We start from the raw sequence: 21,260 nt of genomic DNA on the forward strand, positions 1-21,260 counted from the left end.
CTGCACGACATGGTTATGCGATTAAAGTGCTAGGCCGTTATGACTGCACCAAGCGTTTAGATTTGGCAATAGACATCAAAATACCAACCGCCAGCCCCAATGTCACCATGGCCGTGCCGCCATAGCTAATAAAAGGCAGGGGTACGCCAACTACCGGCAATATCCCGCTAACCATGCCCATGTTTACAAATGCATAGGTAAAGAAAATCATGGTCACAGCGCCAGCCAGTAAGCGCGAGAAAAGCGTCGGCGCCTCCAGCGCAATAATCAGACCGCGCAAAATCAAAAAGAGAAATCCGACGATCAGCGCCAAGTTACCTAGCAGCCCGAACTCTTCAGAAAATGCCGCAAAAATAAAGTCAGTGGTGCGCTCTGGAATGAACTCTAAGTGCGTTTGCGTGCCGGCCATAAAACCCTTGCCGAAAATGCCGCCAGAGCCAATTGCAATCATGCCCTGAATGATGTGAAAGCCCTTGCCCAAGGGGTCGCGGCCGGGGTCAAGCAATGTGCAAATACGCTGCTGCTGGTAGTCGTGCAAAACCACCCAACGCATGCCGTCAGCGCACAAGCGCGGCTCTAGCGCGACGAGTAAAAAAATACCGATTAGTCCCAAAAGCACTGGCGGCAGTATGAGTTTCCAGTTCAGACCAGCGAAAAATATCACCGCCAGACCGGCGCTTAAAACCAGAAGTCCAGTACCCAAATCGGGCTGTTTCATGATCAGACCCACAGGCACTAAAAGCAGTAAACCGGCGACCAAAAAATCCAACGGTCGCAACTGACCTTCGCGCTTTTGAAACCACCAAGCCAGCATCAAAGGCATGGCGATCTTAAGTATCTCGCTAGGCTGAATCACCACGCCTAAATTAAGCCAGCGTTTAGCACCTTTTTTAGTCAAACCAAACACCGCCACGGCAACTAGCAGCGCAACGCCAAACAAGTAAAGCGGCACCGCCAATGTCATCAGGCGCTGGGGTGGAATTTGTGCCACCACAAACATGATGGCGCCAGCAATCAGCATATTGCGGCCGTGATCCACAAAGCGAGTACCGTGGTCATAGCCCGAGGAATACATGATGAGTAAGCCGGCAGAGGCCAGCATAAAAACAGCAAAAGCCAGCGGGCCATCAAAGCCTTCAAGCCAAGGTTTGCTGCGCTGGAAAAAAGAGGGTTTATCAAAGACTACGGACATTTGCCGCATTATCCGCGAGTACAGCAAGCTGGCGTTAAACATCACCATCAGCGCAGGTATGAATTAGCACCGTTGCAAATAAGAAGTGATGCGCGCATCGATTGATCCACCGGCTGACTTTTCGTTCAATGCAGGTAAAGTCAACTTGCCCACATCCCTGCTTTCTCATTCATCACGCAAGGCTTATCCATATTGAACCTTTTGCAACACCAACTGACTGCGCTTTCAAAAAATCACCACCCCCTATGATCTAGTCATGCAACCGCCCTTAACCCACCTGCTTTACCTGCATGGCTTTCGCTCTTCACCGCAGTCTTTAAAGGCGCGCAAGATGGCGGCGCTGATGGCAGAAAAATACCCGCACATCGTTTGGTGCTGCCCACAACTGCCGCCCTCACCTCAACTGGCCGCACAGCAAATCATGGCATTGATCTCCAGCTGGCCTCAGCTCGGCATGGCCGTAATGGGCTCATCGCTAGGCGGTTTTTACGCCACCTATTTTGCCGAGCAAAGAGCGTGCAAAGCGGTGCTGCTGAACCCTGCGATCAAGCCAGCGCGCGACTTGGCTAAATACATTGGCGAGCAAAGCGTTTGGCAGCGTCCCGACGAAAAATTCTTTTTTGAACCACAATTTGTGGACCAACTCACAGCGCTAGACGCTGGCCCATTGACTAGGCCCGAAGACTACCTAGCCATCATCGCCAAAGGCGACGAGGTGCTGGACTGGCGCGAAATGGCCGAGCGCTATGGGGGAGCGCACCAATTAATACTGGAATGCAGCGACCACGCCCTGAGCGACTTCGACGCGCAACTGCCTGCCGTACTGGATTTTCTGGGCCTAGCAGCTTGATTACACTTAAGCCCAACCGAAAAATCACTCCCATCACGAAAAAGGCCTTGTTTTGTTTGTACTGTTTGAAGAAGCCGGTAAGTTTCTAGCCGGGCGCATCATGACCGAGGCAGATAGCTCGCTGCAAGTCGAGCTCGACTCTGGTAAGCGCGTAAAAGTCAAGGCCGTCAACGCCTTGCTCAAATTCGAAAAACCCGCACCCGCCGAGATGCTGGCAGCCGGCCAGCGCATCAGCCAAGACATTGAGTTAGAGCTGGCTTGGGAGTTCGCCAGCGAAGAAGAGTTCGGCTTTGCTGACCTAGCACGTGACTACTTCAGTGCCGACCCATCCAAACCCGCGTCTTTAGAGCAACAAGCTGCAGCCCTGTTTCGCTTATTTGATTCCCCTCATTACTTTCGCCGCGCCGGCAAGGGACGCTTTAAGAAAGCCCCTGCCGACATCTTGCAATTAGCACTCGCAGCGATAGAGAAGAAAAAACAAGTCGCCCTTCAAATCGAAGGCTGGGCTAGCGAGCTAGCGTTGGGCAATTGCCCTGACCCTATTCGCGAGCAACTCTATAAAATTTTATTTAAACCGGATAAAAACAGTGCCGAGTACAAAGCCGTCGTCGATGCTTCTCGCAGCACACATATCGCACCGCTTGACTTGCTGCAGCGTTCGGGCGCGATTGCGTCTGCCTACCAGTTTCACTGGAAACGCTTTTTATTCGAGAACTTCCCCAAAGGCACAGGCTTTGCCGCCGTCACCGCGCCCACGCATTCGGAAGTGTTACCGCTGGCCAATGTGCGGGCGTTTTCTATCGATGACTCCAGCACCACTGAAATTGATGATGCGCTGTCTGTACAAGGCTTGGGAACCGGCAGCATCACGCTTGGCATTCACATCGCCGCACCCGGTTTGGCCGTGCTGCCAGGCAGCCCAGTTGATAAGCTGGGCCGCGACCGTTTTTCTACCGTCTACATGCCAGGCTACAAGCTGACCATGCTGCCCGACGCGGTGGTGCAAAACTACACCTTGCTCGAAGGCCGTGACTGCCCCGCCGTCTCACTGTATGTGACGCTGGATGAAGCAACGCTAGAAATTCGCGAGAGCGTCACGCGCATTGAGCTCGTGCCAATTGCCAGCAACTTGCGCCACGATGTGCTTGACACCACGTTCACCGAAGAATTTTTCGAAGTCGCGCATGCCGGCGCAGCACCCGCAGAGATTGCATGGGCCAGCGAGCTGACCTTTTTGCATCGCCTCGCCAAGCACCTCAAAGGTCTGCGCGAAATCGTGCGCGGCAAGCCAGAGAACTTCAACCGGCCAGACTACAACTTCAAGTTAGACAACCCCAGCGGCAATGCGCCAGAAGGTGACGAGCAGGTCAGCATCAGCATACGCAAACGCGGCGCGCCACTAGACCTGATAGTGGCCGAAGCCATGATTTTGGCCAATAGCACTTGGGGCGAATGGCTGGACCAACACGGTGTGCCCGGCATTTACCGCAGCCAAGCGAGCATGGCACCAGGCGTGAAAGTACGCATGGGCACCAAGGCCATGCCGCACGCAGGTTTGGGTGTGAAAAGCTATGCTTGGAGCACTTCGCCCCTGCGCCGCTACACCGACTTGGTCAATCAATGGCAAATCATTGCCTGCGCCAAGCATGGCCGCACAGCAGCGCTGGTTGCCCCCTTTAAAGCCAGAGATGCAGAGCTGTTTTCCATCATCTCCGGCTTTGATGCGGCGTACAGCGTTTACAACGGTTTTCAGTCCGGCATAGAGCGCTATTGGACGCTTAAATACTTGCAGCAAAACGGCATTACCGAGTTAACAGCAACCGCTTTTAAAGACAACTTGGTACGCGCCGACGACTACCCACTGGTGCTCGCCGCCACCGGCGCACAAGGCCTGCCGCGCGGCGCACAAGTGCGCATCAAACTGGGCGAGATTGACGAGATCATGTTGGACATCAGCGGCGCAGTCACCGAGCGGCTAGATCTGGACAATGAAAACGACCCGCAAGGCGCAGACTTTGAGGACAACGAACAAGACGATTCCAGCGCCGGCCCTATCGCAATAGCGGTAGACATGGACGAGCCAGCCGCCGATGCTCAAGCCGCGCCCGCTTAAACGCTTGGCGTAGCCAGCAGCGTGAACCGCATTGATTAGCCGGGATAATTGCAAAGTGAAATCATTGAGCCCACTGCAAATCGCCCTAGGCGTCTCCCTGTTAGTCCATGCAGTGCTGGTGACTACGCGCTTTGTCGATCCGCAAAGTTTTGATCGTATGTTTCAAGACACGCCGCTAGAAGTCATACTGGTCAATGCCAAAACAAATGAAAAGCCTGACAAAGCAACAGCGATTGCTCAGGCCAGTCTGGCCGGTGGCGGCGAACAAGACAAAGGCCGTGCCACCTCACCGCTACCGCCGTCGGCGCTGACGGCTCTGGGCGACGCCGCCGAAAACGCGCAGCGTCAAGTCAACGCCATGCAGCAACAGCAAACACTGCTGCTGGCGCAGATTAAAAACCAACTCGCCACACTCGCCGTCAAAGATCCCAAAGTTGAAAGCTTGGACCCAGAACGTGCAGCACGTCAGGAAAAACGCCAGCAACTACTCAAAATACTGGCTGAGATAGAAAAGCGCATTAATGAAGAAAACGCCAGACCCAAAAAACGCTACATCAGCCCCGCTACGCAAGAAGCTGTGTATGCCATCTACTACGATACGCTGCGCCAACGCATAGAAGAAAAAGGCACGCGTAACTTCCCGGAACAATCGGGGAAAAAACTCTATGGCGTGTTGACCATGATAGTGACGGTCAACTTTGACGGTCAGATATTAGCCACCGAAGTGGTCGTCAGTTCAGGCAATCGCATGCTGGACCGGCGCGCCCTCAACATCGTCCAAGGCGCTGGCCCATTCGAGCGATTTAATGCAAAGATGCGGCAGCGCGCAGATCAAATTGTGGTGATTTCGCGTTTTAAATTTACCCGCGACGATAAGCTGGAAACCCGGCTCACCGATCAATAGACAAGGCAAAAATAATGGATAAATATTTGGTTTTAGGTAACCCGATTGCGCACAGTAAATCACCACAAATTCACGCCCGCTTTGCCGAACTCACAGGCCAGCAAATGGCTTATGACAAATGCTTAGTCGCTAGCGACGGCTTTAATGCGATGCTGGCGCAGCTGCTCAAAAACGGTGTGCGCGGCTGCAATGTCACCGTGCCTTTTAAGTTTGAAGCCTTTGACGCGGCGCACAGCGCCAGTGCCAGAGCGCAATTGGCAGAGGCCGCCAACACCTTGGTCTTTGACGAAGAAACCATTTATGCAGACAACACCGATGGCGCAGGTTTGGTCGCGGATATTGAGATCAATGCCGGCCGCAAACTCGCCGGACTAGACATTTTGCTATTAGGCGCCGGTGGTGCAGCAGCTGGCGTGCTGGGTCCGCTAATTAGCGCGAGTCCACGCCGACTGGTGGTCGCCAACCGCACGCTGAGCAAAGCGCAGGCGCTGGTCGCACGCCACCGCCAGCATGAGTCGCTACAGCAAGCGCTGCAAAAAATCGAGTTCAGCGCACAGACGCTAGAGAGCCTAAACCACAACCGTCAAGACCCGCTGCACAGCCGTTTCGATGTGCTGATTAACGCCACCGCCAGCTCGCTAAGTGGCGCGTCCATTCCCGTACCAGCGAGTGTGCTAAAACCCGGCGCGCTAGCTTATGACTTGATGTATGGCCCAGCCACACAAGCTTTTATGGATTGGGCCAGAGACAACGGCGCTGAGCCACGTGATGGCCTGGGCATGTTGGTTGAGCAAGCCGCAGTGGCGTTTGAATTGTGGCGTGGCCAGCGTCCGCCGGCGGCTCAGGTACTGGCTGAAATGCGGGCCGCGCTGTCCGCCGTAAACACATGAAAGCGCTGCTACGACTAGCGCTTTTAACGCTGCTAATGGTGTTTGCTTTGCAGCTGTATTTCGCCACGCGCATCGCCATGATGCGAGTGATCAACCCCGAGTCGACCGCCTTTGAGCGCTCTGAAATCTGGCGCATGACGCACAGCAGCGGCAGTTTTAAGTGGCGTCAGCAATGGCTTGATTATGGAAAAATTTCAGACAACTTAAAAAAAGCCGTGATCGCATCAGAAGACGCCGGCTTTATTGACCACGATGGCGTAGACATTGATGCACTGGAAAAAGCGTGGGAAAAAAATGCTAAGGCCGAACAACGCAGCGCCAACAGCAGCAGCAAAGCCTTAGCAAGCCGCGCACCCAAAATAGTCGGTGGCTCCACCATCACTCAACAGTTGGCCAAAAATCTTTTTCTTTCTGGTGAGCGCACTTTGCTGCGCAAAGGCCAAGAACTGGTGCTCACCTTAATGCTGGAAGGCTTGCTCAGCAAAGAGCGTATTTTAGAAATTTACCTGAACAACGTCGAATGGGGCGAAGGCGTTTTTGGTGCTGAAGCCGCTTCTCAGCGCTACTACCGCAAGGGCGCAGCAAGTCTGAGCGCCTACGAGGCAGCACGGCTGGCGGTAATGTTGCCAAGACCTAGATATTTTGAAACCCGTACCGGTTCGGGTTATTTAGCCTCTCGCGCCGGCACGATTACAGCGCGCATGGGCGACGTGGAAATTCCCTGATGCGCGCACTAAACCATTCATCAGCAAGCTACCTAAAAGGTATTTTGAAATTGTCATTTTTAAGCCCACAACCATGAGAATTCTTGGCATAGACCCAGGCCTTGAGAGCACCGGTTTTGGCGTAGTAGACATGGACGGCCATGCGCTGAGTTATGTCGCCAGCGGCACGATTAAAACCACGCCGCGCGACCCCGGAAAACTGCCGGCGCGGTTAAAAATTTTATATGCCGGCATACGCGAAGTCGTCAAGCGATATGAACCCGATGCCTCGTCGATTGAAATCGTATTTGCCAACGTCAACCCACAGGGCACGCTACTTTTGGGTCAAGCCAGAGGCGCATGCCTGACGGCACTGGTGTCGTGTGATTTAAGCGTCGCCGAATACACCGCTTTGCAAATGAAAAAAGCTGTCGCCGGTTATGGCAAGGCGGGCAAACCAGAAGTGCAGCAAATGGTGATGCGCTTGCTCAGGCTGCCCTCTCTGCCGGGCAGCGATGCGGCCGATGCATTGGGTCTGGCGATTACCCATGCGCATGTGGGCGGGGCAGTAGCGCTGCTGGCAGCGGCTGCAACACTCAATCCCAACACCAGTGCATCTTACAAAGCCGGAAGGTTGTATTAAAACTCAGCTTTAGCCAGTCAGCTCAAGCTGCGCGGCTGACGTTGCGCAGAGCGCAGGGTAGACAATCCATTACAGGGCAAAAACGTTTAGATAATTCGCTGCACAATTAAGACCGCAAAAAAACCAAAGCCCGTTATTAACGCCCACTTCAAACTAGTCAAGCCGTAGCGGCGAAATTTTTGTTGCCCAGTGGCGGCATAAAAAACAAAGCTTACGACTGCACCTAAAAGCAAGAGTAAAACTAGAAAGCGAAAAACCAGCACGGCCTACCAAGCCCGCGCCAAAGAAGCAAAGCCTTTGGGCGCCAGCTTTTCATCTTCAAAAGTAACTGTCTCCCAAGCATCGGGATGGTCTAACAACTCGCGCAGCAGTTTGTTGTTAATCGCGTGGCCGGAGCGATACGCGCTGTAGGCGGCGAGCATGGGTTTGCCAAGCAAATACAAGTCGCCCATAGCGTCGAGAATTTTATGCTTAACGAACTCATCGTTGTAGCGCAGACCATCGCTGTTGAGGACTTTGTAGTCATCCATCACGATGGCGTTATCCAAACCGCCGCCCAAGGCCAGCCCGTTGGCGCGCATCATCTCTACATCCTTGGTAAAGCCAAAGGTACGCGCGCGCGCAATGTCGCGGCTGTAAGAGTCCAAGCCTTGGTCGAACTCCACGCGCTGACCGGTTGAGTCCACTGCGGGGTGACCAAAATCGATTTCAAAACTGAGCTTGTAGCCTTCATACGGCGTGAGCCGCGCCCACTTGGCACTGGCACCCTCGCCTTCGCGCACTTCCACGGGTTTGAGAATACGCACAAATTGCTTGGGCGCATTTTGCAAAGCGATGCCAGCCGATTGCAGCAAAAATACAAACGATGAGGCCGAGCCGTCGAGTATCGGCACTTCTTCCGCTGTGATGTCTATATAAAGATTATCTAAACCCAAACCAGCACAAGCCGACATCAGGTGCTCGACAGTGTGAACCTTGGCTTGACCGCTAGAGATGGTCGAGGCCATGCGGGTGTCCGTCACCGCCATTGCGGAGATCACAATATCAACCGGCTGCGGCAAGTCAATTCGGCGAAACACAATGCCGGTATTAATCGGCGCAGGCCTTAGAGTCAACTCGACTCGCTGGCCGCTATGCATGCCAACGCCTATGGCTTTGGTCAGGGACTTAAGAGTTCTTTGGGCTAACATTTTTCCTATTTTATAGGGGCACAAATAGCCCCGGGGCTAGGCTCACCTTTGTGGCCTAGCCCCGGTCTTTTAGTCGGCCAGATCAGTCTGCCTGTTTGCGCAAAAACGCGGGTATCTCAAAATCATCCATGCCGCCAGAAGCTAGCGCATCGACTTTGGCCGCAGCCTGGGTGCGATTGGTGCGCCATACGCTTGGCACCGACATATTGCCGTAGTCAGGCTGGCTAGAAGGCGCGCTTAATGGTTGCGTGTGACCGCCAGATGTGCCGTTATTGCCACCCACTGAGCTCAGGGTTGGGATCGCAAAGCCAACATTATCAGTACCGGTACGCAGGCCATGGAGCACTTGCAGCGGCGGCGCTTGACGGCGCACGCCTTGACGACTCAGACCGGTGGCAACCACCGTTACGCGAATATCTTCACCGAGTTCGTCGTCATAAGCCGTGCCATAAATCACATGCGCATCAGGCGATGCGTAAGCGCGAATGGTGTTCATGGCCAGTTTGGACTCGCTCAATTTCAGTGAGCCTTTAGCAGCAGAGATCAACACCAGCACGCCCTTGGCGCCGGACAGGTCTATGCCTTCGAGTAACGGGCAAGCCACGGCCTGCTCGGCGGCAATGCGCGCGCGGTCTGGACCACTGGCCTTGGCCGTGCCCATCATGGCCTTGCCGGGCTCGCCCATGACGGTGCGCACGTCTTCGAAGTCAACATTGACATGACCAGGAACGTTGATAATTTCAGCAATTCCACCGACGGCATTTTTCAGCACATCGTTGGCATGTGCAAAGGCCTCGTCTTGCGTGACTTCATCGCCCAGTACTTCAAGCAATTTTTCGTTGAGCACCACGATTAGCGAATCCACATTGGCTTCGAGTTCGGCCAAGCCGAGGTCGGCATTGGTCATACGGCGACCGCCTTCAAACTCAAATGGCTTGGTGACCACACCGACTGTCAATATGCCCATCTCTTTAGCGATACGCGCTATCACTGGGGCTGCGCCAGTGCCAGTGCCGCCGCCCATGCCGGCGGTGATGAACAGCATGTGCGCGCCGGCAATAGCGCTGCGGATATCGTCAACCGCGAGTTCAGCCGCTTCGCGACCTTTGTCCGGCTTGCTGCCTGCGCCCAAGCCGCTAGTGCCCAACTGAATCGTCTTGTGCGAAGCACCACGGCTCAGGGCCTGCGCGTCAGTGTTGGCGCAGATAAATTCCACGCCCTGCACACCGCATTCAATCATGTGACCTACAGCGTTACCGCCGCCGCCGCCAACACCAATCACTTTGATTTGTGTGCCTTGGTTGAACTCTTCAATTTCAATCATTTCGATGCTCATGGGGCGCTCCTATTTCTAAAATTTTTAAAAACACTAAAACTAAAAAACAAATTCTTGTGCTGCCTAAACCAGACTTTTCACGGTGGCGGTTTTAGCCCTCCGGGTAGTATTTGAAAGAGTCCGATAGATTGAAAATTGCATAAATTTATCACAACGACCCCCCCTTTAAAAGTTGCCCACAAACCAGTCTTTAACCCGCCCAAAAGCGTTCTGCACGCTACCGGCTTTTTGCGAGACTTTAAAGCCTCGCATACGCGCTAAGCGCGCCTCTTCAAGTAAACCCATGACCGTAGCAGCGCGAGCTTGAGCGACCATGTCAGAAAGTGCGCTGGAGTAGCGCGGTATGCCGCGCCGAACCGGTTTGAGAAAGATGTCTTCACCCAACTCAACCATGCCGTGCATGACCGAGCTGCCGCCAGTAATGACGATGCCTGAGGAGAGTACTTCTTCGTAACCCGACTCGCGTATGACTTGCTGCACCAATGAGTAAATTTCCTCCACCCGAGGCTCGATCACGCCAGCCAATGCTTGACGGCTAAGCATGCGCGGCGCACGGTCGCCAAGACCTGGCACTTCGACTTGCGTGTCAGGATCGGCCAACAACTGCTTGGCGAAACCGCTCTCGACTTTGATGTCTTCCGCGTCCTTGGTTGGTGTGCGCAAGGCCATGGCAATGTCGCTGGTAATCAAATCACCAGCGATCGGAATAACTGCTGTGTGGCGTATTGCGCCACCAGTAAAAATCGCGATGTCAGTCGTGCCTGCGCCTATGTCGACCAAAGCCACGCCAAGCTCTTGCTCGTCGCGAGTCAGCACTGCCAAGCTAGACGCCAGTGGGTTGAGCATTAACTGGTCAACTTCTAAACCGCAACGGCGCACGCACTTGATGATGTTTTCGGCGGCGCTTTGTGCGCCGGTGACTATGTGCACTTTGGCCTCTAAACGGATGCCGCTCATGCCTATGGGTTCGCGCACATCTTGTCCGTCGATCACAAACTCTTGCGGCTCAACTAACAGCAAGCGTTGGTCGGTAGAGATATTGATGGCTTTAGCGGTTTCAATCACGCGGGCCACATCGGCTTGGGTGACTTCTTTGTCCTTGACCGCCACCATGCCGCTGGAATTAATGCCGCGTATGTGGCTGCCGGTGATGCCGGTGTAGACGCGGGAGATCTTGCAGTCGGCCATTAACTCGGCTTCTTTCAAAGCCTGCTGAATGCTTTGCACGGTGGCGTCTATATTGACCACTACACCGCGTTTGAGCCCGTTACTCGCCGCGATACCTAAACCGGCCAGCTTGAGCGCGCCGCTAGGCATGATCTCGGCCACCACGACCATGACCTTGCTCGTGCCTATGTCCAATCCAACTACCAGATCTTTGTATTCCTTGGCCATAACTTACCTTTTAGCTTTCTTGACTGCTTTGTCCCCGGGGTAGCCCGTGGTGACGCCTTTTAACTTCAGCGCATAGCCATTGCTATAACGTAAATCGGCAGACTCTACATCCTGACCGTATCGGGCAGAGACCTGCGCCAAGGTGCTGGTAAAACGCTGCACCCTAGTTTGTATTTCATCGATCGGGCCTTGACCCAATTCAAGTAGCGCGCCACTGTCAAGGCGGGCGCGCCAACGGCCTTGGCCGGTGAGTTCAAGCCGCTCAATCACAGCATCTATCTTTTCAAACAGCGGCGAGAGCCGTTGCCAGGCTTGCAGTACTTGTTTGGCTTGGTCCACAGGGCCGTCGAGTTGCGGCAGATCCAGCAATTCGACATCACCTTGATTGGCATCAAAAACCTCGCCAAAACTATTCACCAGACGCGTCTGACCTTCTGGTCCCCAATACGCGAGGGCTTGATGTTCTTGCAAAATCACCCGCAAGCGATTGGGAAACTGACGCTTGACTTCGGCCCGACGCACCCAAGGCACGGACTCGAAAACCGCGCGGGTCTTGGTCAAGTCAAGCGTGAAAAAATTACCGGCTAAATGCGCCGCCACATTGGCCCGCAGTGTCACCGCATTGTTGTGTTCCAAGTCACCCTGCATGCTGATGGCGCTGAGGTTGAACAGCGGCTGACGCATAAGCCAAGCGCCGCCCAGCACCAACAACATGGCCGCGAACGCCAACCCAAAGCCATTGGTCATCAGGTGCATAAACCGGATGTCCAAAGGCAATAGTACGGGTGATGGCGGCCGGCGTGTCATGCGAGAAGCGCTCCCTTTTGATGATCCAGTCCAGCACTGGCGAGCACCTGCAAGCACAGCGCTTCATAAGAGATGCCAGCGGCGCGCGCCGACATAGGCACCAAGGAATGACTGGTCATGCCGGGCGAGGTATTGATTTCGAGCAAATAAGGTTTGCGCGTGCGCTGATCAATCATCACGTCAGCTCTGGCCCAGCCGCGGCAATTGAGGGTTAAAAAAGCTTGCAGTACGATTTTTTGTATCGCTTCTTCTTCGCCGGCCGGCAGACCGCACGGCACTAAGTATTGGGTGGTGTCGGTGAAGTATTTGTTCTGATAGTCGTAATTGCCGTCTGGCGCGACGATGCGAATAACTGGCAGGGCGCGGACTACGCCGTTGCTGCTAAGTACTGGGCAGGTGACTTCGTCGCCGCTGATAAATTGCTCGCACAAAATATCGCAGTCCAAGCTAGCGGCCAAATCCACTGCGGCTTGCATTTCGCTGAGTTGGCTGACTTTGGTCAAACCAATAGATGAGCCTTCGCGTGCCGGTTTAACGATCAGCGGCAGCTCTAAGGTGTTGGCTGCTTGCGCCACATCAGCAGCGCTGTACTGACCTTTGCGCAACAACACATAACGCGGTGTCGGCAGATTTTCTGCCAGCAGCACACGTTTAGTCATGACCTTGTCTATCGACAAACTAGACGACATCACGCCGGAGCCGGTGTAGGGCAGGCCGAGTAATTCCAGCGCACCTTGCACTGTGCCGTCTTCGCCAAAGCGGCCGTGCAGTGCGATAAAGCAGCGCGCAAAGCCGTCGCGTTTGAGTTCACTCAAATCGCGCTCAGCCGGGTCAAACGCATGTGCATCGACACCGCTGTCGCGCAAGGCTTTGAGTACGCCATTGCCGGACATCAAAGAGATTTCACGCTCGGCCGAATGTCCACCCATGAGGACTGCGACCTTACCGAAATTTTGTGCGTTGCTCATGCGGCAACTCCTGGCGCCAGCGCTGGCTGCGCGGCCAGCAAAGCAATGATGTTGGCCGGCACTTGGCCGATAGAGCCAGCGCCCATACACAGCACCACATCGCCATCGAGCGCGTTGTCCAGTACGGCCTGCGGCATGTCCTCTATCGCATCAACAAATATCGGTTCGACCTTGCCGCCCAAGCGCAGCGCACGCGCCAGCGCACGGCCATCTGCCGCCACTATCGGGGCTTCGCCAGCGGCATAAACCTCGGACAACAACACCATGTCGGCGTGCAAGCCTATGACCCGTACAAAGTCTTCAAAACAGTCGCGCGTGCGGGTGTAGCGGTGTGGCTGAAAAGCCAGCACTATGCGCTGGCCGGGGAAAGCCCCGCGCGCAGCAGACAAGGTGGCGGCGAGCTCGACCGGGTGATGACCGTAGTCTTCAATCACTGTGAATTGACCGCCGTCCCGCGCCGCGACTTCGCCGTAGCTTTGAAAACGTCGACCCACACCTTTGAACTCAGCCAAGGCTTTTTGCACGGCGGCATCGGGCACATTAAGCTCGGCCGCCACCGCAATCGCCGACAAAGCATTGAGCACGTTGTGCTCGCCAGCCAAATTGAGCACGACATCCATATCCGGCAGCGTCACGCCATTGCGCCGCAACGCTGTGAAATGCATTTGCGCGCCGTGTGGCCGCACATTGATGGCGCGTACTTGAGCGTCTTGATTAAAGCCGTAACTGGTGATGGGGCAAGTTACTTGCGGCACGATTTCACAAACCGCGGCGTCATCGGTGCACAAAATCGCCGTGCCGTAGAACGGCATGCGGTGCAAAAAGTCGACAAAAGCTTTCTTAAGATTGCCAAAGTCATGGCCATAAGTTTCCATATGGTCAGCATCAATATTCGTGACGACTGCCATGACGGGCAGCAAATTAAGAAAAGACGCATCCGACTCATCGGCCTCAACCACAATGTGCACGCCTGCGCCAAGCTTGGCATTGGCGCCTGCACTATTGAGCTTGCCGCCAATCACAAAGGTTGGGTCCAGCCCAGCCTCAGCAAGTATGCAGGCGACCAAACTGGTGGTGGTGGTTTTGCCGTGGGTGCCGGCAATAGCAATGCCTTGCTTAAGGCGCATTAGCTCGGCCAACATCATGGCGCGTGGCACCACAGGTATGCGCTTTTCACGCGCCACCAACACCTCGGGATTATCAGCCTGCACAGCGGTTGAGGTCACGACTGCATCGGCAGTGCACAAATTCTCGCGCGCATGGCCGACGTAAGTTTTGATGCCTAAGCTAGCAAGCCGGCGCAGCGTTGGACTGTCCGCTAAGTCAGAACCGGAAATCACATAACCTAAGTTGTGCAATATCTCAGCGATACCAGACATACCTGCGCCGCCTATGCCTATAAAGTGAATGTTTTTAACCGCGTGTTTCATGTTGTCAATTCCTCGCAGGCATTGACCACAGATTGGGTTGCCTCTGTCTTTTGAAGTGTCTTAGCCTGTACGGCATGGGCCAGCAGCACGCGACGGTCCATGCCTTGCAGCATGGCGGCGAGCTTTGCCGGACTGAAATCTTTTTGCGGCTCCAACCAGCCCGCGCCCTGTTCAACCAAAAAGCGTGCATTACTGCTTTGATGGTCGTCAACCGCGGCGGGAAAAGGCACGAAAACTGCCGCTACGCCAATCGCGGCGAGTTCTGTCACGGTGCTGGCACCGGAGCGGCAAATCACCAAATCGGCTTGGGCAAAAGCGCTGGCCGTGTCTTCGATAAAGGGCGTGAGTTCGGCCGTTACACCGGCGGCGAGGTAGTTGGCGCGCAACTCTTTAATCTGTGCTGCGCCGCTTTGATGTGTGACCACGGGGCGCTGATCTAGTGGCAGCAAGGCCAGCGCCTGCGGCACCAAGCTATTGAGCGCTCTGGCGCCAAGACTGCCACCAACCACGAGTAAGCGCAGCGGACCGCTGCGGCCCGCAAAACGCACTGCTGGCGCAGGTTGTGCGATAAAGGCCGGACGCAATGGGTTGCCGACCCACTCGGCTTTATCAAACACATTCGGAAAAGCGGTAAAGACTCGGTCAGCCAGTTTTGCCAACACCTTGTTAACCATGCCAGCGACTGAATTTTGCTCATGCAACACCAATGGTTTACCGAGCAGAACACCCATCATGCCGGCCGGAAAACTGATGTAGCCGCCCAAGCCCACGATGACGTCGGGTTTGACTCGGCGCAGCACTACTATGCTTTGCCAAAAGGCTTTGAGTAAACGCAGCGGCAGCAAGGCCAGCGTCATCACGCCTTTGCCGCGCACGCCCGAAAATTCAATGCTCTCGAAAGCAAAGCCGCGCGGAGGCACTAGCTGACTCTCCATGCTGGGGTGGCTGGGCTGACCCAAGCTGCCCAGCCAATGCACTTGCCAGCCGCGCTGACGCAGGGCTTCAGCGACAGCCAGTCCGGGGAAAATATGACCGCCTGTGCCGCCCGCCATGATGAGAGCGATTTTTGGTTTTTTCAGCAACTCGCTCATGACCGACCTCCACGCATCATCAAACGGTTTTCATAATCAATGCGCAACACCACAGCCAGCGAAACAATATTCATCAAAATAGCTGAGCCGCCATAACTCATGAGCGGCAAGGTCAGCCCCTTGGTCGGCAGCGCGCCAAGATTAACGCCAATATTGATAAAGGTCTGAAAACCTATCCAAACACCCACGCCTTGTGCCACCAGGCCGGCAAACAATCGGTCTAGCGCAATCGATTGACGGCCTATGTGCATGATGCGGCGTATCAGCCACATGAAAAGACCAATCACGGCCAGCACACCGACAAAGCCCAGCTCTTCGCCAATCACGGCCATCAAAAAGTCGGTATGGGCCTCAGGCAACCAGTGCAGTTTTTCAATACTGCCGCCCAAGCCAACGCCAAAAATCTCACCCCGACCAAACGCAATCAATGAGTGCGAGAGCTGGTAGCCCTTGCCGAGTGAGTATTTATCGCCCCAAGGATCGAGATAAGCAAAGATGCGCTCGCGCCGCCAATCACTGAGCATGACCATCAAACCAAAAGCGATCACGACGACGGCCGCAATCAAAAAGAACATGCGCGCATTCACGCCGCCAAGAAACAATATGCCCATGGCGATGACAGAAATCACCATGAAAGCACCCATATCAGGCTCGGCCAGTAACAGCAGTCCAACTACAGCAACTGCAATCGCCATCGGCATGACGGCGCGGAAAAAGCGCTCCTTGACATCCATCTTGCGCACCATGTAGTCGGCGGCGTAAATCAGCACTGCAAACTTAGCCAACTCTGAGGGCTGAAAATTCATAAAGCCCAGAGAGATCCAGCGCCGCGCACCATTCACGCCCTTGCCGATAAAAGGCAGTAATACCAAGCCCAGTAAGACCAGTGAAAACACGAACAGCCAAGGCGCGTATTTCTCCCACACAGCGATGGGAAGCTGGAACACCACCAGGCCGGCAATCAGGGCCACCGTGAGCGAGAGCACATGGCGCATCACAAAATGGGTGTGGGCGTAGTTAGCAAACTTAGGGTTGTCCGGCATGGCCACGGTTGCCGAATACACCATTACTAAACCGAGTAATAGCAAGGCCGTACAGACCCAGACCAGTGTTTGATCAAAAGCGGCAATCCGCACTGGCGCAGCCGGTGTGCGCGACAGCGTTTGCTGGCCAAGACGTACCGGCAATACCATTGATGCGGCTTTGCCCAGCCCAGTAAACCAGTTTGAGAGTTGTGTAGCCAAACTCATAGCAGCACGCCCAAGTCAGCAGCCATGGACTGCACTGCATCGCAAAACACATGGGCGCGGTGCTCGTAGTTGTCAAACATGTCAAAGCTGGCGCAAGCCGGAGACAGCAACACGGCGTCGCCGCTTTGGGCTTGCTCGGCGGCTATTTGCACCGCTGCTTGCATGTTTTCAGCGTCCAACAAGCGCACTTGTGTGCCGCCTAGTGCAGAGCGAATCAGGCCGGCATCACGGCCAATTAACACCACGGCGCGGGCATAACGTGTGATCGGCTCTAACAATGGCGAGAAGTCTTGACCCTTGCCTTCGCCGCCCAAGATCAAAACCAATTGACGGGTCGCGCCCAGCCCGGCCAAAGCCGCAACCGTAGCGCCTACGTTGGTGCCCTTGCTGTCGTCAAAATATTCGACATCAGCCAGCACAGCGACTGACTGCATGCGATGCGGCTCGCCGCGGTAATCGCGCAAACCGTGCAGCATAGCGGCCAAGCCGCAACCGGCAGCACCGGCCAGACCTAGTGCGGCTAGTGCATTGGTGGCGTTATGACGGCCTTGAATGCGCAGTGCGTCCAGCGGCATTAAGCGCTGCACGTAAAGCACTACTTCATCGGCAATCTTGCGCCGCTTAATCGTCTCGTCGGCTTCTGCTGCGCGCACCAGCCACGCCATACCGCCTACCGTTTCAATGCCGTAGTCACCGGGGCGCTGCGGCACGTCGCTGCCGAAGGTGAAATAACTGCGCAACTGCTTGCCTTTGACGAGTGCCGGTAAAGCGCGCATGACACGCTCGTCGTTGCGGTTAAGCAGCATCAGGCTGTTGGGTCCGTAGACATTGGCTTTGGCGGCGCAGTAAGCCTGCATGCTGCCATGCCAGTCGAGGTGATCTTGGCTGATATTGAGAACGGCAGCTGTTGTGGGCTCGAAATTACGCACGCCATCGAGCTGAAAACTAGAAAGTTCTAGCACCCAGACATCTGGCAAGAACTGACTGACCAGCGGCTCAGCCTCGGGGACTTGCAAAACCACCGGTGTTATTTCATCGTCGGTAGTTTCATCCAGTGCTTGGTCAGCACAATCGTCGGCTAACTCATCGACTACCGCGTCAATTTTTTCGTCATCAATTTCGTCGCTTGATTCTTCGCTGGCTGAATCTTTTTCAGGAGCAGCCTGTGTTTCTGTCGCTTGAGCCTCTTTCACAACAGAACTTGCTTGGCTGTCAGCAGCTGCTACGTCGGTAACTATTTCCACTTGGACACTTGCACTGGAGACAACACCGCTCTGCGCTGCGTGCGAGCCTAGTGATGCCGCTTGTGCTTGTGCATCTTGTTGCTGCTCGTCGATTAAAGCCCGCTCAATTTCTTGCTCGGCGGCCTGCTCAGCCAATCGCAACGCTTGTACGGCTAATTTTTGCGTCAATGTGTCGAGCAACGAAGGACCAATATTGCCGGCCACGGCTACGCTTTTTCCAGCTCGGGCGACTAACTGACCGGTCAGCGATGTGACAGTGGTTTTACCGTTGGTACCCGTAATCGCAATGACTTTTGGCGCATAGCCTTGGGTCTGTTTGAGGTCGGCCAGCGCTTGTGCAAACAGACTCAACTCATTGCCGCAAGCCGTGCCGCGCGCTTGTGCGGCGTCTATCACGCCAGCTATCGCAGTCGGGGATAGGCCGGGGCTTTTAAGCACCAAATCAAACACCGCTGAGCCGAATAAATTCGCATCAAACGCGCCCGCTACAAACTGAACGGCGGGCAACTCGGCCTTGAGTGCTGCCAGTTGCGGTGGCTGCGCCCGCGTATCGGCAACTGTGACCTGCGCGCCGCAGCGCACACACCAGCGTGCCAGCGCGAGGCCGGAAATACCCAGCCCCAGCACCAAGATGTTTTGACCAGCCAGATGTTTCATCGCAGCTTTAGGGTGGACAGACCGACTAAGCACAGCAGCATGGTGATGATCCAAAAACGCACCACGACTTGGGTCTCTTTCCAGCCACTTTTCTCAAAGTGGTGATGCAGCGGTGCCATCTTCAAAATGCGTCTACCTTGGCCATACCGCGCACGGGTGTACTTGAAGTAAAGCACTTGCAGCATGACCGAGAGCGCTTCTGCGACAAAGATGCCGCCCATGATGGCCAGCACAACTTCTTGGCGCACGATGACAGCAATCGTGCCCAGCGCAGCGCCTAGCGCCAGCGCACCCACATCGCCCATAAAGAGTTGCGCAGGATGGGTGTTAAACCACAGAAACGCCAAACCAGAACCGGCTAGCGCGGCGCAGAAAATTAGCAGCTCACCAGAGCCTTGTATGTGCGGGAAAAACAGGTATTTAGAGTAAACCGCACTGCCAGTCACATAGGCAAAAACGCCTAAAGCAGAACCCACCATCACCACCGGCATGATGGCTAAACCATCCAGACCGTCAGTCAAATTCACCGCGTTACTCGAACCCACTATGACTAAGTAAGTCATGACAACAAAGCCCAAAATGCCCAGCGGATAACTGACTTCTTTCATAAACGGCAGCATCAAGCCAGCCTTGGTCGGCAAACTCATGTCAAAGCCAGAACTGACCCAGCTGATGAACAAATCAAAAGCGCGTGAATTAGAACTCTCGGAAATACTAAAAACCAAGCACAGCGCAGCGACCAAACCGACCGCTGATTGCCATAGATACTTTTCCCGCGAAGGCATGCCTTCGGGATCTTTGTGAACCACTTTGCGCCAGTCATCAGCCCAGCCGATAGCGCCAAAGCCCAAGGTCACCAGCAACACAATCCAGACAAAGCGATTAGACAAGTCGGCCCAAAGCAGTGTGGAAATAGCAATTGACAGCAAAATCAACACCCCGCCCATAGTCGGCGTGCCGCTTTTACTCAGGTGAGTTTGCATGGCGTAGTCGCGGATAGGTTGGCCAATTTTGAGCGCGATCAGCCGGCGTATCACGAAGGGGCCAGCGCTCAAGCCAATTAGCAAGCCGGTTAAGGCCGCCATCACGGCTCTGAAAGTCAGGTATTGAAAGACGCGCAGAAAACTAAATTCTGGGGACGTGGTTTGAAGCCATTGGGCCAGGCTAAGCAGCATGGGGCGTTTCCTTTGCGAGTAATGCGTTGTCTTGTAATTTGTTGTCTTGGGCTGCCTGAACAGCCTGCACTACTTGCTCCATCTTCATGGAGCGCGAGCCCTTCACCAGCAAGCTGCGCACAGACGGCAGCTCAGCCAACACGGCGCTGATAAGCATGCCCATGTCAGTAAAATGCCGACCTTGGCCAAAGCGTTGGCTGGTCAATGCCGACTGCTGGCCTAAGCAAAATAATTGTTCAATGCCGCTAGCGTGCGCATGGGCACCGGCTTCGGCATGAAACTCTGGGCCTTGATCACCTACCTCGGCCATATCACCCACCACCAACAGGCGTGGACCGGGTAGTTCAGCCAGTACCTCTATGGCAGCGTGCATTGAATCAGGATTGGCGTTATAGCTGTCGTCGACCAAGCTTAGGACTTGATCGCCAATCTTTAATGCAATAGAGCGCGAACGACCCTTGACGGGCTCGAAATCCTGCAAGCCCTTGGCAATCAGCGCTAGCGGCACACCAGCGGCCAGCGCACACGCAGCAGCGGCCAGTGCATTTTTAACATTGTGGCGGCCAGCCACAAACAGCTCAAAATCAAGCGAGCCGATCGGCGTCTTGGCGGCGACTTGCCAGCTATTGCCCTGCCATTGGGCGCTTGCGCTGACATCCGCCGCAATATTCTCGTTCAGCGAAAAAGTGCTTATCTGCCGATTGCCCGCTAGCTCGCGCCACAGCGGCGTGTAGTCATCATCGGCGGGGAAAACCGCTACACCGCTTGGCGGCAAAGCACTTATGACAGCACCGTTTTCCTGCGCCACTGCGGCTACCGTCTGCATGAATTCCAGATGCTCGCGCTGAGCGTTATTGACCAGCGCAATAGTTGGTTTGGCGATAGCCGCCAATGCAGCGATTTCGCCGGGATGGTTCATGCCCAGTTCGACCACGCCGATCTGATGATTGGCGGCTAAGCGTAGCAGCGTCATGGGTACGCCAATGTCGTTGTTTAAATTGCCTTGCGTGGCAAATGCGCAATCGGCTTTCCAGGCACTCAAAATTGAAGCAATCATTTGCGTGACAGTGGTTTTACCGTTGCTACCGGTCACGGCAATTAGCGGCAAGTCAAACTGTGCGCGCCAGCCAGCGGCTAAGCAGCCCAAGGCCAGGCGGGTATCGGCCACTTGCAGACCACTCAGGCCAGCAGCCAGCAAACCAGAGTGAGCCAGCGCAGCGGATGCGCCTTGCGCTTTGGCTTGGCCGAGAAAACTATTCGCATCGAAATGCTCGCCCTTGAGTGCGACAAACAAGTCGCCAGCACGTAGCGTACGGCTGTCGGTGTGGACACGGCTAATGCTGAGCGCAGTGTCCCCAATCAACTGCACCGGCAAGTTGGGCGCTTCAATCCAAGACTTTGCTTGAGCTAGGGTCATCATG

18 protein-coding genes are annotated in these 21,260 nt (G+C 55.0%); 6 read left to right on the top strand and 12 right to left on the bottom strand.

The features are described 5' to 3' along the window. Nucleotides 1–37: 37 nt before the first annotated feature. Nucleotides 38–1,192 carry a rod shape-determining protein RodA gene (gene rodA / locus HC248_RS13835; RefSeq protein WP_168922979.1) on the bottom strand — a complete coding sequence of 385 codons (1,155 nt, stop codon included), beginning with the start codon at nucleotides 1,190–1,192 and terminating at the stop codon, nucleotides 38–40. A gap of 256 nt (nucleotides 1,193–1,448) precedes the next feature. On the opposite strand from rodA, the gene HC248_RS13840 reads away from it, so the two are divergent. The 6 genes from HC248_RS13840 (at nucleotide 1,449) to ruvC (ending at nucleotide 7,296) form a co-directional block, all read left to right on the top strand. Beyond that, on the top strand, nucleotides 1,449–2,042 hold the full coding sequence (locus tag HC248_RS13840) for a YqiA/YcfP family alpha/beta fold hydrolase (protein ID WP_168922980.1): 594 nt from the start codon (nucleotides 1,449–1,451) through the stop codon (nucleotides 2,040–2,042). A 52-nt stretch (nucleotides 2,043–2,094) separates the two neighbouring features. Further along, nucleotides 2,095–4,155, top strand: coding sequence for a ribonuclease catalytic domain-containing protein (locus HC248_RS13845; protein WP_168922981.1), 2,061 nt, complete (start codon nucleotides 2,095–2,097; stop codon nucleotides 4,153–4,155). Between the two features lie 55 nt (nucleotides 4,156–4,210). Continuing rightward, the gene (locus HC248_RS13850; RefSeq protein WP_168922982.1) at nucleotides 4,211–5,059 is read left to right on the top strand and encodes an energy transducer TonB; all 849 of its coding nucleotides are present in this window, start codon (nucleotides 4,211–4,213) and stop codon (nucleotides 5,057–5,059) included. Between the two features lie 14 nt (nucleotides 5,060–5,073). Continuing rightward, entirely contained in the window at nucleotides 5,074–5,949 is an 876-nt protein-coding gene (gene aroE, locus HC248_RS13855; RefSeq protein ID WP_168922983.1) for a shikimate dehydrogenase, read from the top strand. After that, nucleotides 5,946–6,674 carry a monofunctional biosynthetic peptidoglycan transglycosylase gene (mtgA, locus tag HC248_RS13860; protein ID WP_168922984.1) on the top strand — a complete coding sequence of 243 codons (729 nt, stop codon included), beginning with the start codon at nucleotides 5,946–5,948 and terminating at the stop codon, nucleotides 6,672–6,674. Before aroE ends, mtgA begins: the two co-directional genes overlap by 4 nt. Before the next feature lie 73 nt (nucleotides 6,675–6,747). Then, nucleotides 6,748–7,296, top strand: coding sequence for a crossover junction endodeoxyribonuclease RuvC (gene ruvC / locus HC248_RS13865; RefSeq protein ID WP_168922985.1), 549 nt, complete (start codon nucleotides 6,748–6,750; stop codon nucleotides 7,294–7,296). Between the two features lie 266 nt (nucleotides 7,297–7,562). Here ruvC and lpxC read toward each other — a convergent pair whose 3' ends face one another. The 11 genes from lpxC to HC248_RS13920 all read right to left on the bottom strand — a co-directional run bounded on the left by lpxC (nucleotide 7,563) and on the right by HC248_RS13920 (nucleotide 21,259). Beyond that, on the bottom strand, nucleotides 7,563–8,486 hold the full coding sequence (gene lpxC / locus HC248_RS13870; RefSeq protein WP_168922986.1) for a UDP-3-O-acyl-N-acetylglucosamine deacetylase: 924 nt from the start codon (nucleotides 8,484–8,486) through the stop codon (nucleotides 7,563–7,565). Nucleotides 8,487–8,568: 82 nt separating this feature from the next. Beyond that, nucleotides 8,569–9,822, bottom strand: coding sequence for a cell division protein FtsZ (ftsZ, locus tag HC248_RS13875; RefSeq protein ID WP_168922987.1), 1,254 nt, complete (start codon nucleotides 9,820–9,822; stop codon nucleotides 8,569–8,571). A gap of 165 nt (nucleotides 9,823–9,987) precedes the next feature. Further along, the gene (ftsA, locus tag HC248_RS13880) at nucleotides 9,988–11,217 is read right to left on the bottom strand and encodes a cell division protein FtsA (protein ID WP_168922988.1); all 1,230 of its coding nucleotides are present in this window, start codon (nucleotides 11,215–11,217) and stop codon (nucleotides 9,988–9,990) included. A 3-nt stretch (nucleotides 11,218–11,220) separates the two neighbouring features. Then, entirely contained in the window at nucleotides 11,221–12,024 is an 804-nt protein-coding gene (locus tag HC248_RS13885; protein WP_168922989.1) for a cell division protein FtsQ/DivIB, read from the bottom strand. Beyond that, the gene (locus tag HC248_RS13890; RefSeq protein ID WP_168922990.1) at nucleotides 12,021–12,992 is read right to left on the bottom strand and encodes a D-alanine--D-alanine ligase; all 972 of its coding nucleotides are present in this window, start codon (nucleotides 12,990–12,992) and stop codon (nucleotides 12,021–12,023) included. The genes HC248_RS13885 and HC248_RS13890 overlap by 4 nt, the downstream gene beginning before the upstream one ends. Beyond that, entirely contained in the window at nucleotides 12,989–14,422 is a 1,434-nt protein-coding gene (gene murC / locus HC248_RS13895; RefSeq protein ID WP_168922991.1) for a UDP-N-acetylmuramate--L-alanine ligase, read from the bottom strand. Before murC ends, HC248_RS13890 begins: the two co-directional genes overlap by 4 nt. Next, nucleotides 14,419–15,513, bottom strand: coding sequence for an undecaprenyldiphospho-muramoylpentapeptide beta-N-acetylglucosaminyltransferase (murG, locus tag HC248_RS13900; protein WP_168922992.1), 1,095 nt, complete (start codon nucleotides 15,511–15,513; stop codon nucleotides 14,419–14,421). Before murG ends, murC begins: the two co-directional genes overlap by 4 nt. Beyond that, the gene (ftsW, locus tag HC248_RS13905) at nucleotides 15,510–16,763 is read right to left on the bottom strand and encodes a putative lipid II flippase FtsW (protein WP_168922993.1); all 1,254 of its coding nucleotides are present in this window, start codon (nucleotides 16,761–16,763) and stop codon (nucleotides 15,510–15,512) included. Before ftsW ends, murG begins: the two co-directional genes overlap by 4 nt. Further along, nucleotides 16,760–18,664 (bottom strand): UDP-N-acetylmuramoyl-L-alanine--D-glutamate ligase, encoded by a 1,905-nt coding sequence (murD, locus tag HC248_RS13910; protein ID WP_168922994.1) that lies wholly within the window; start codon nucleotides 18,662–18,664, stop codon nucleotides 16,760–16,762. The genes ftsW and murD overlap by 4 nt, the downstream gene beginning before the upstream one ends. After that, nucleotides 18,661–19,839 (bottom strand): phospho-N-acetylmuramoyl-pentapeptide-transferase, encoded by a 1,179-nt coding sequence (gene mraY, locus HC248_RS13915; RefSeq protein ID WP_168922995.1) that lies wholly within the window; start codon nucleotides 19,837–19,839, stop codon nucleotides 18,661–18,663. The genes murD and mraY overlap by 4 nt, the downstream gene beginning before the upstream one ends. Continuing rightward, nucleotides 19,829–21,259 (bottom strand): UDP-N-acetylmuramoyl-tripeptide--D-alanyl-D-alanine ligase, encoded by a 1,431-nt coding sequence (locus HC248_RS13920; protein WP_420372024.1) that lies wholly within the window; start codon nucleotides 21,257–21,259, stop codon nucleotides 19,829–19,831. Before HC248_RS13920 ends, mraY begins: the two co-directional genes overlap by 11 nt. Between the last annotated feature and the right edge of the window lies 1 nt (nucleotide 21,260).

It is taken from the genome of Polaromonas vacuolata (assembly GCF_012584515.1).
GTDB lineage: Bacteria > Pseudomonadota > Gammaproteobacteria > Burkholderiales > Burkholderiaceae_C > Polaromonas > Polaromonas vacuolata.

What these genes read in the sequence shown, in the direction of transcription:
- murG (WP_168922992.1), bottom strand. Translation starts at nt 15,513, where the DNA reads ATGAGCGAGTTGCTGAAAAAACCAAAAATCGCTCTCATCATGGCGGGC.
- mraY (WP_168922995.1), bottom strand. Translation starts at nt 19,839, where the DNA reads ATGCTGCTTAGCCTGGCCCAATGGCTTCAAACCACGTCCCCAGAATTT.
- murD (WP_168922994.1), bottom strand. Translation starts at nt 18,664, where the DNA reads ATGAAACATCTGGCTGGTCAAAACATCTTGGTGCTGGGGCTGGGTATT.
- HC248_RS13890 (WP_168922990.1), bottom strand. Translation starts at nt 12,992, where the DNA reads ATGAGCAACGCACAAAATTTCGGTAAGGTCGCAGTCCTCATGGGTGGA.
- murC (WP_168922991.1), bottom strand. Translation starts at nt 14,422, where the DNA reads ATGAAACACGCGGTTAAAAACATTCACTTTATAGGCATAGGCGGCGCA.
- HC248_RS13885 (WP_168922989.1), bottom strand. Translation starts at nt 12,024, where the DNA reads ATGACACGCCGGCCGCCATCACCCGTACTATTGCCTTTGGACATCCGG.
- aroE (WP_168922983.1), top strand. Translation starts at nt 5,074, where the DNA reads ATGGATAAATATTTGGTTTTAGGTAACCCGATTGCGCACAGTAAATCA.
- mtgA (WP_168922984.1), top strand. Translation starts at nt 5,946, where the DNA reads ATGAAAGCGCTGCTACGACTAGCGCTTTTAACGCTGCTAATGGTGTTT.
- lpxC (WP_168922986.1), bottom strand. Translation starts at nt 8,486, where the DNA reads ATGTTAGCCCAAAGAACTCTTAAGTCCCTGACCAAAGCCATAGGCGTT.
- ruvC (WP_168922985.1), top strand. Translation starts at nt 6,748, where the DNA reads ATGAGAATTCTTGGCATAGACCCAGGCCTTGAGAGCACCGGTTTTGGC.
- ftsZ (WP_168922987.1), bottom strand. Translation starts at nt 9,822, where the DNA reads ATGAGCATCGAAATGATTGAAATTGAAGAGTTCAACCAAGGCACACAA.
- ftsW (WP_168922993.1), bottom strand. Translation starts at nt 16,763, where the DNA reads ATGAGTTTGGCTACACAACTCTCAAACTGGTTTACTGGGCTGGGCAAA.
- ftsA (WP_168922988.1), bottom strand. Translation starts at nt 11,217, where the DNA reads ATGGCCAAGGAATACAAAGATCTGGTAGTTGGATTGGACATAGGCACG.
- rodA (WP_168922979.1), bottom strand. Translation starts at nt 1,192, where the DNA reads ATGTCCGTAGTCTTTGATAAACCCTCTTTTTTCCAGCGCAGCAAACCT.
- HC248_RS13920 (WP_420372024.1), bottom strand. Translation starts at nt 21,259, where the DNA reads ATGATGACCCTAGCTCAAGCAAAGTCTTGGATTGAAGCGCCCAACTTG.
- HC248_RS13840 (WP_168922980.1), top strand. Translation starts at nt 1,449, where the DNA reads ATGCAACCGCCCTTAACCCACCTGCTTTACCTGCATGGCTTTCGCTCT.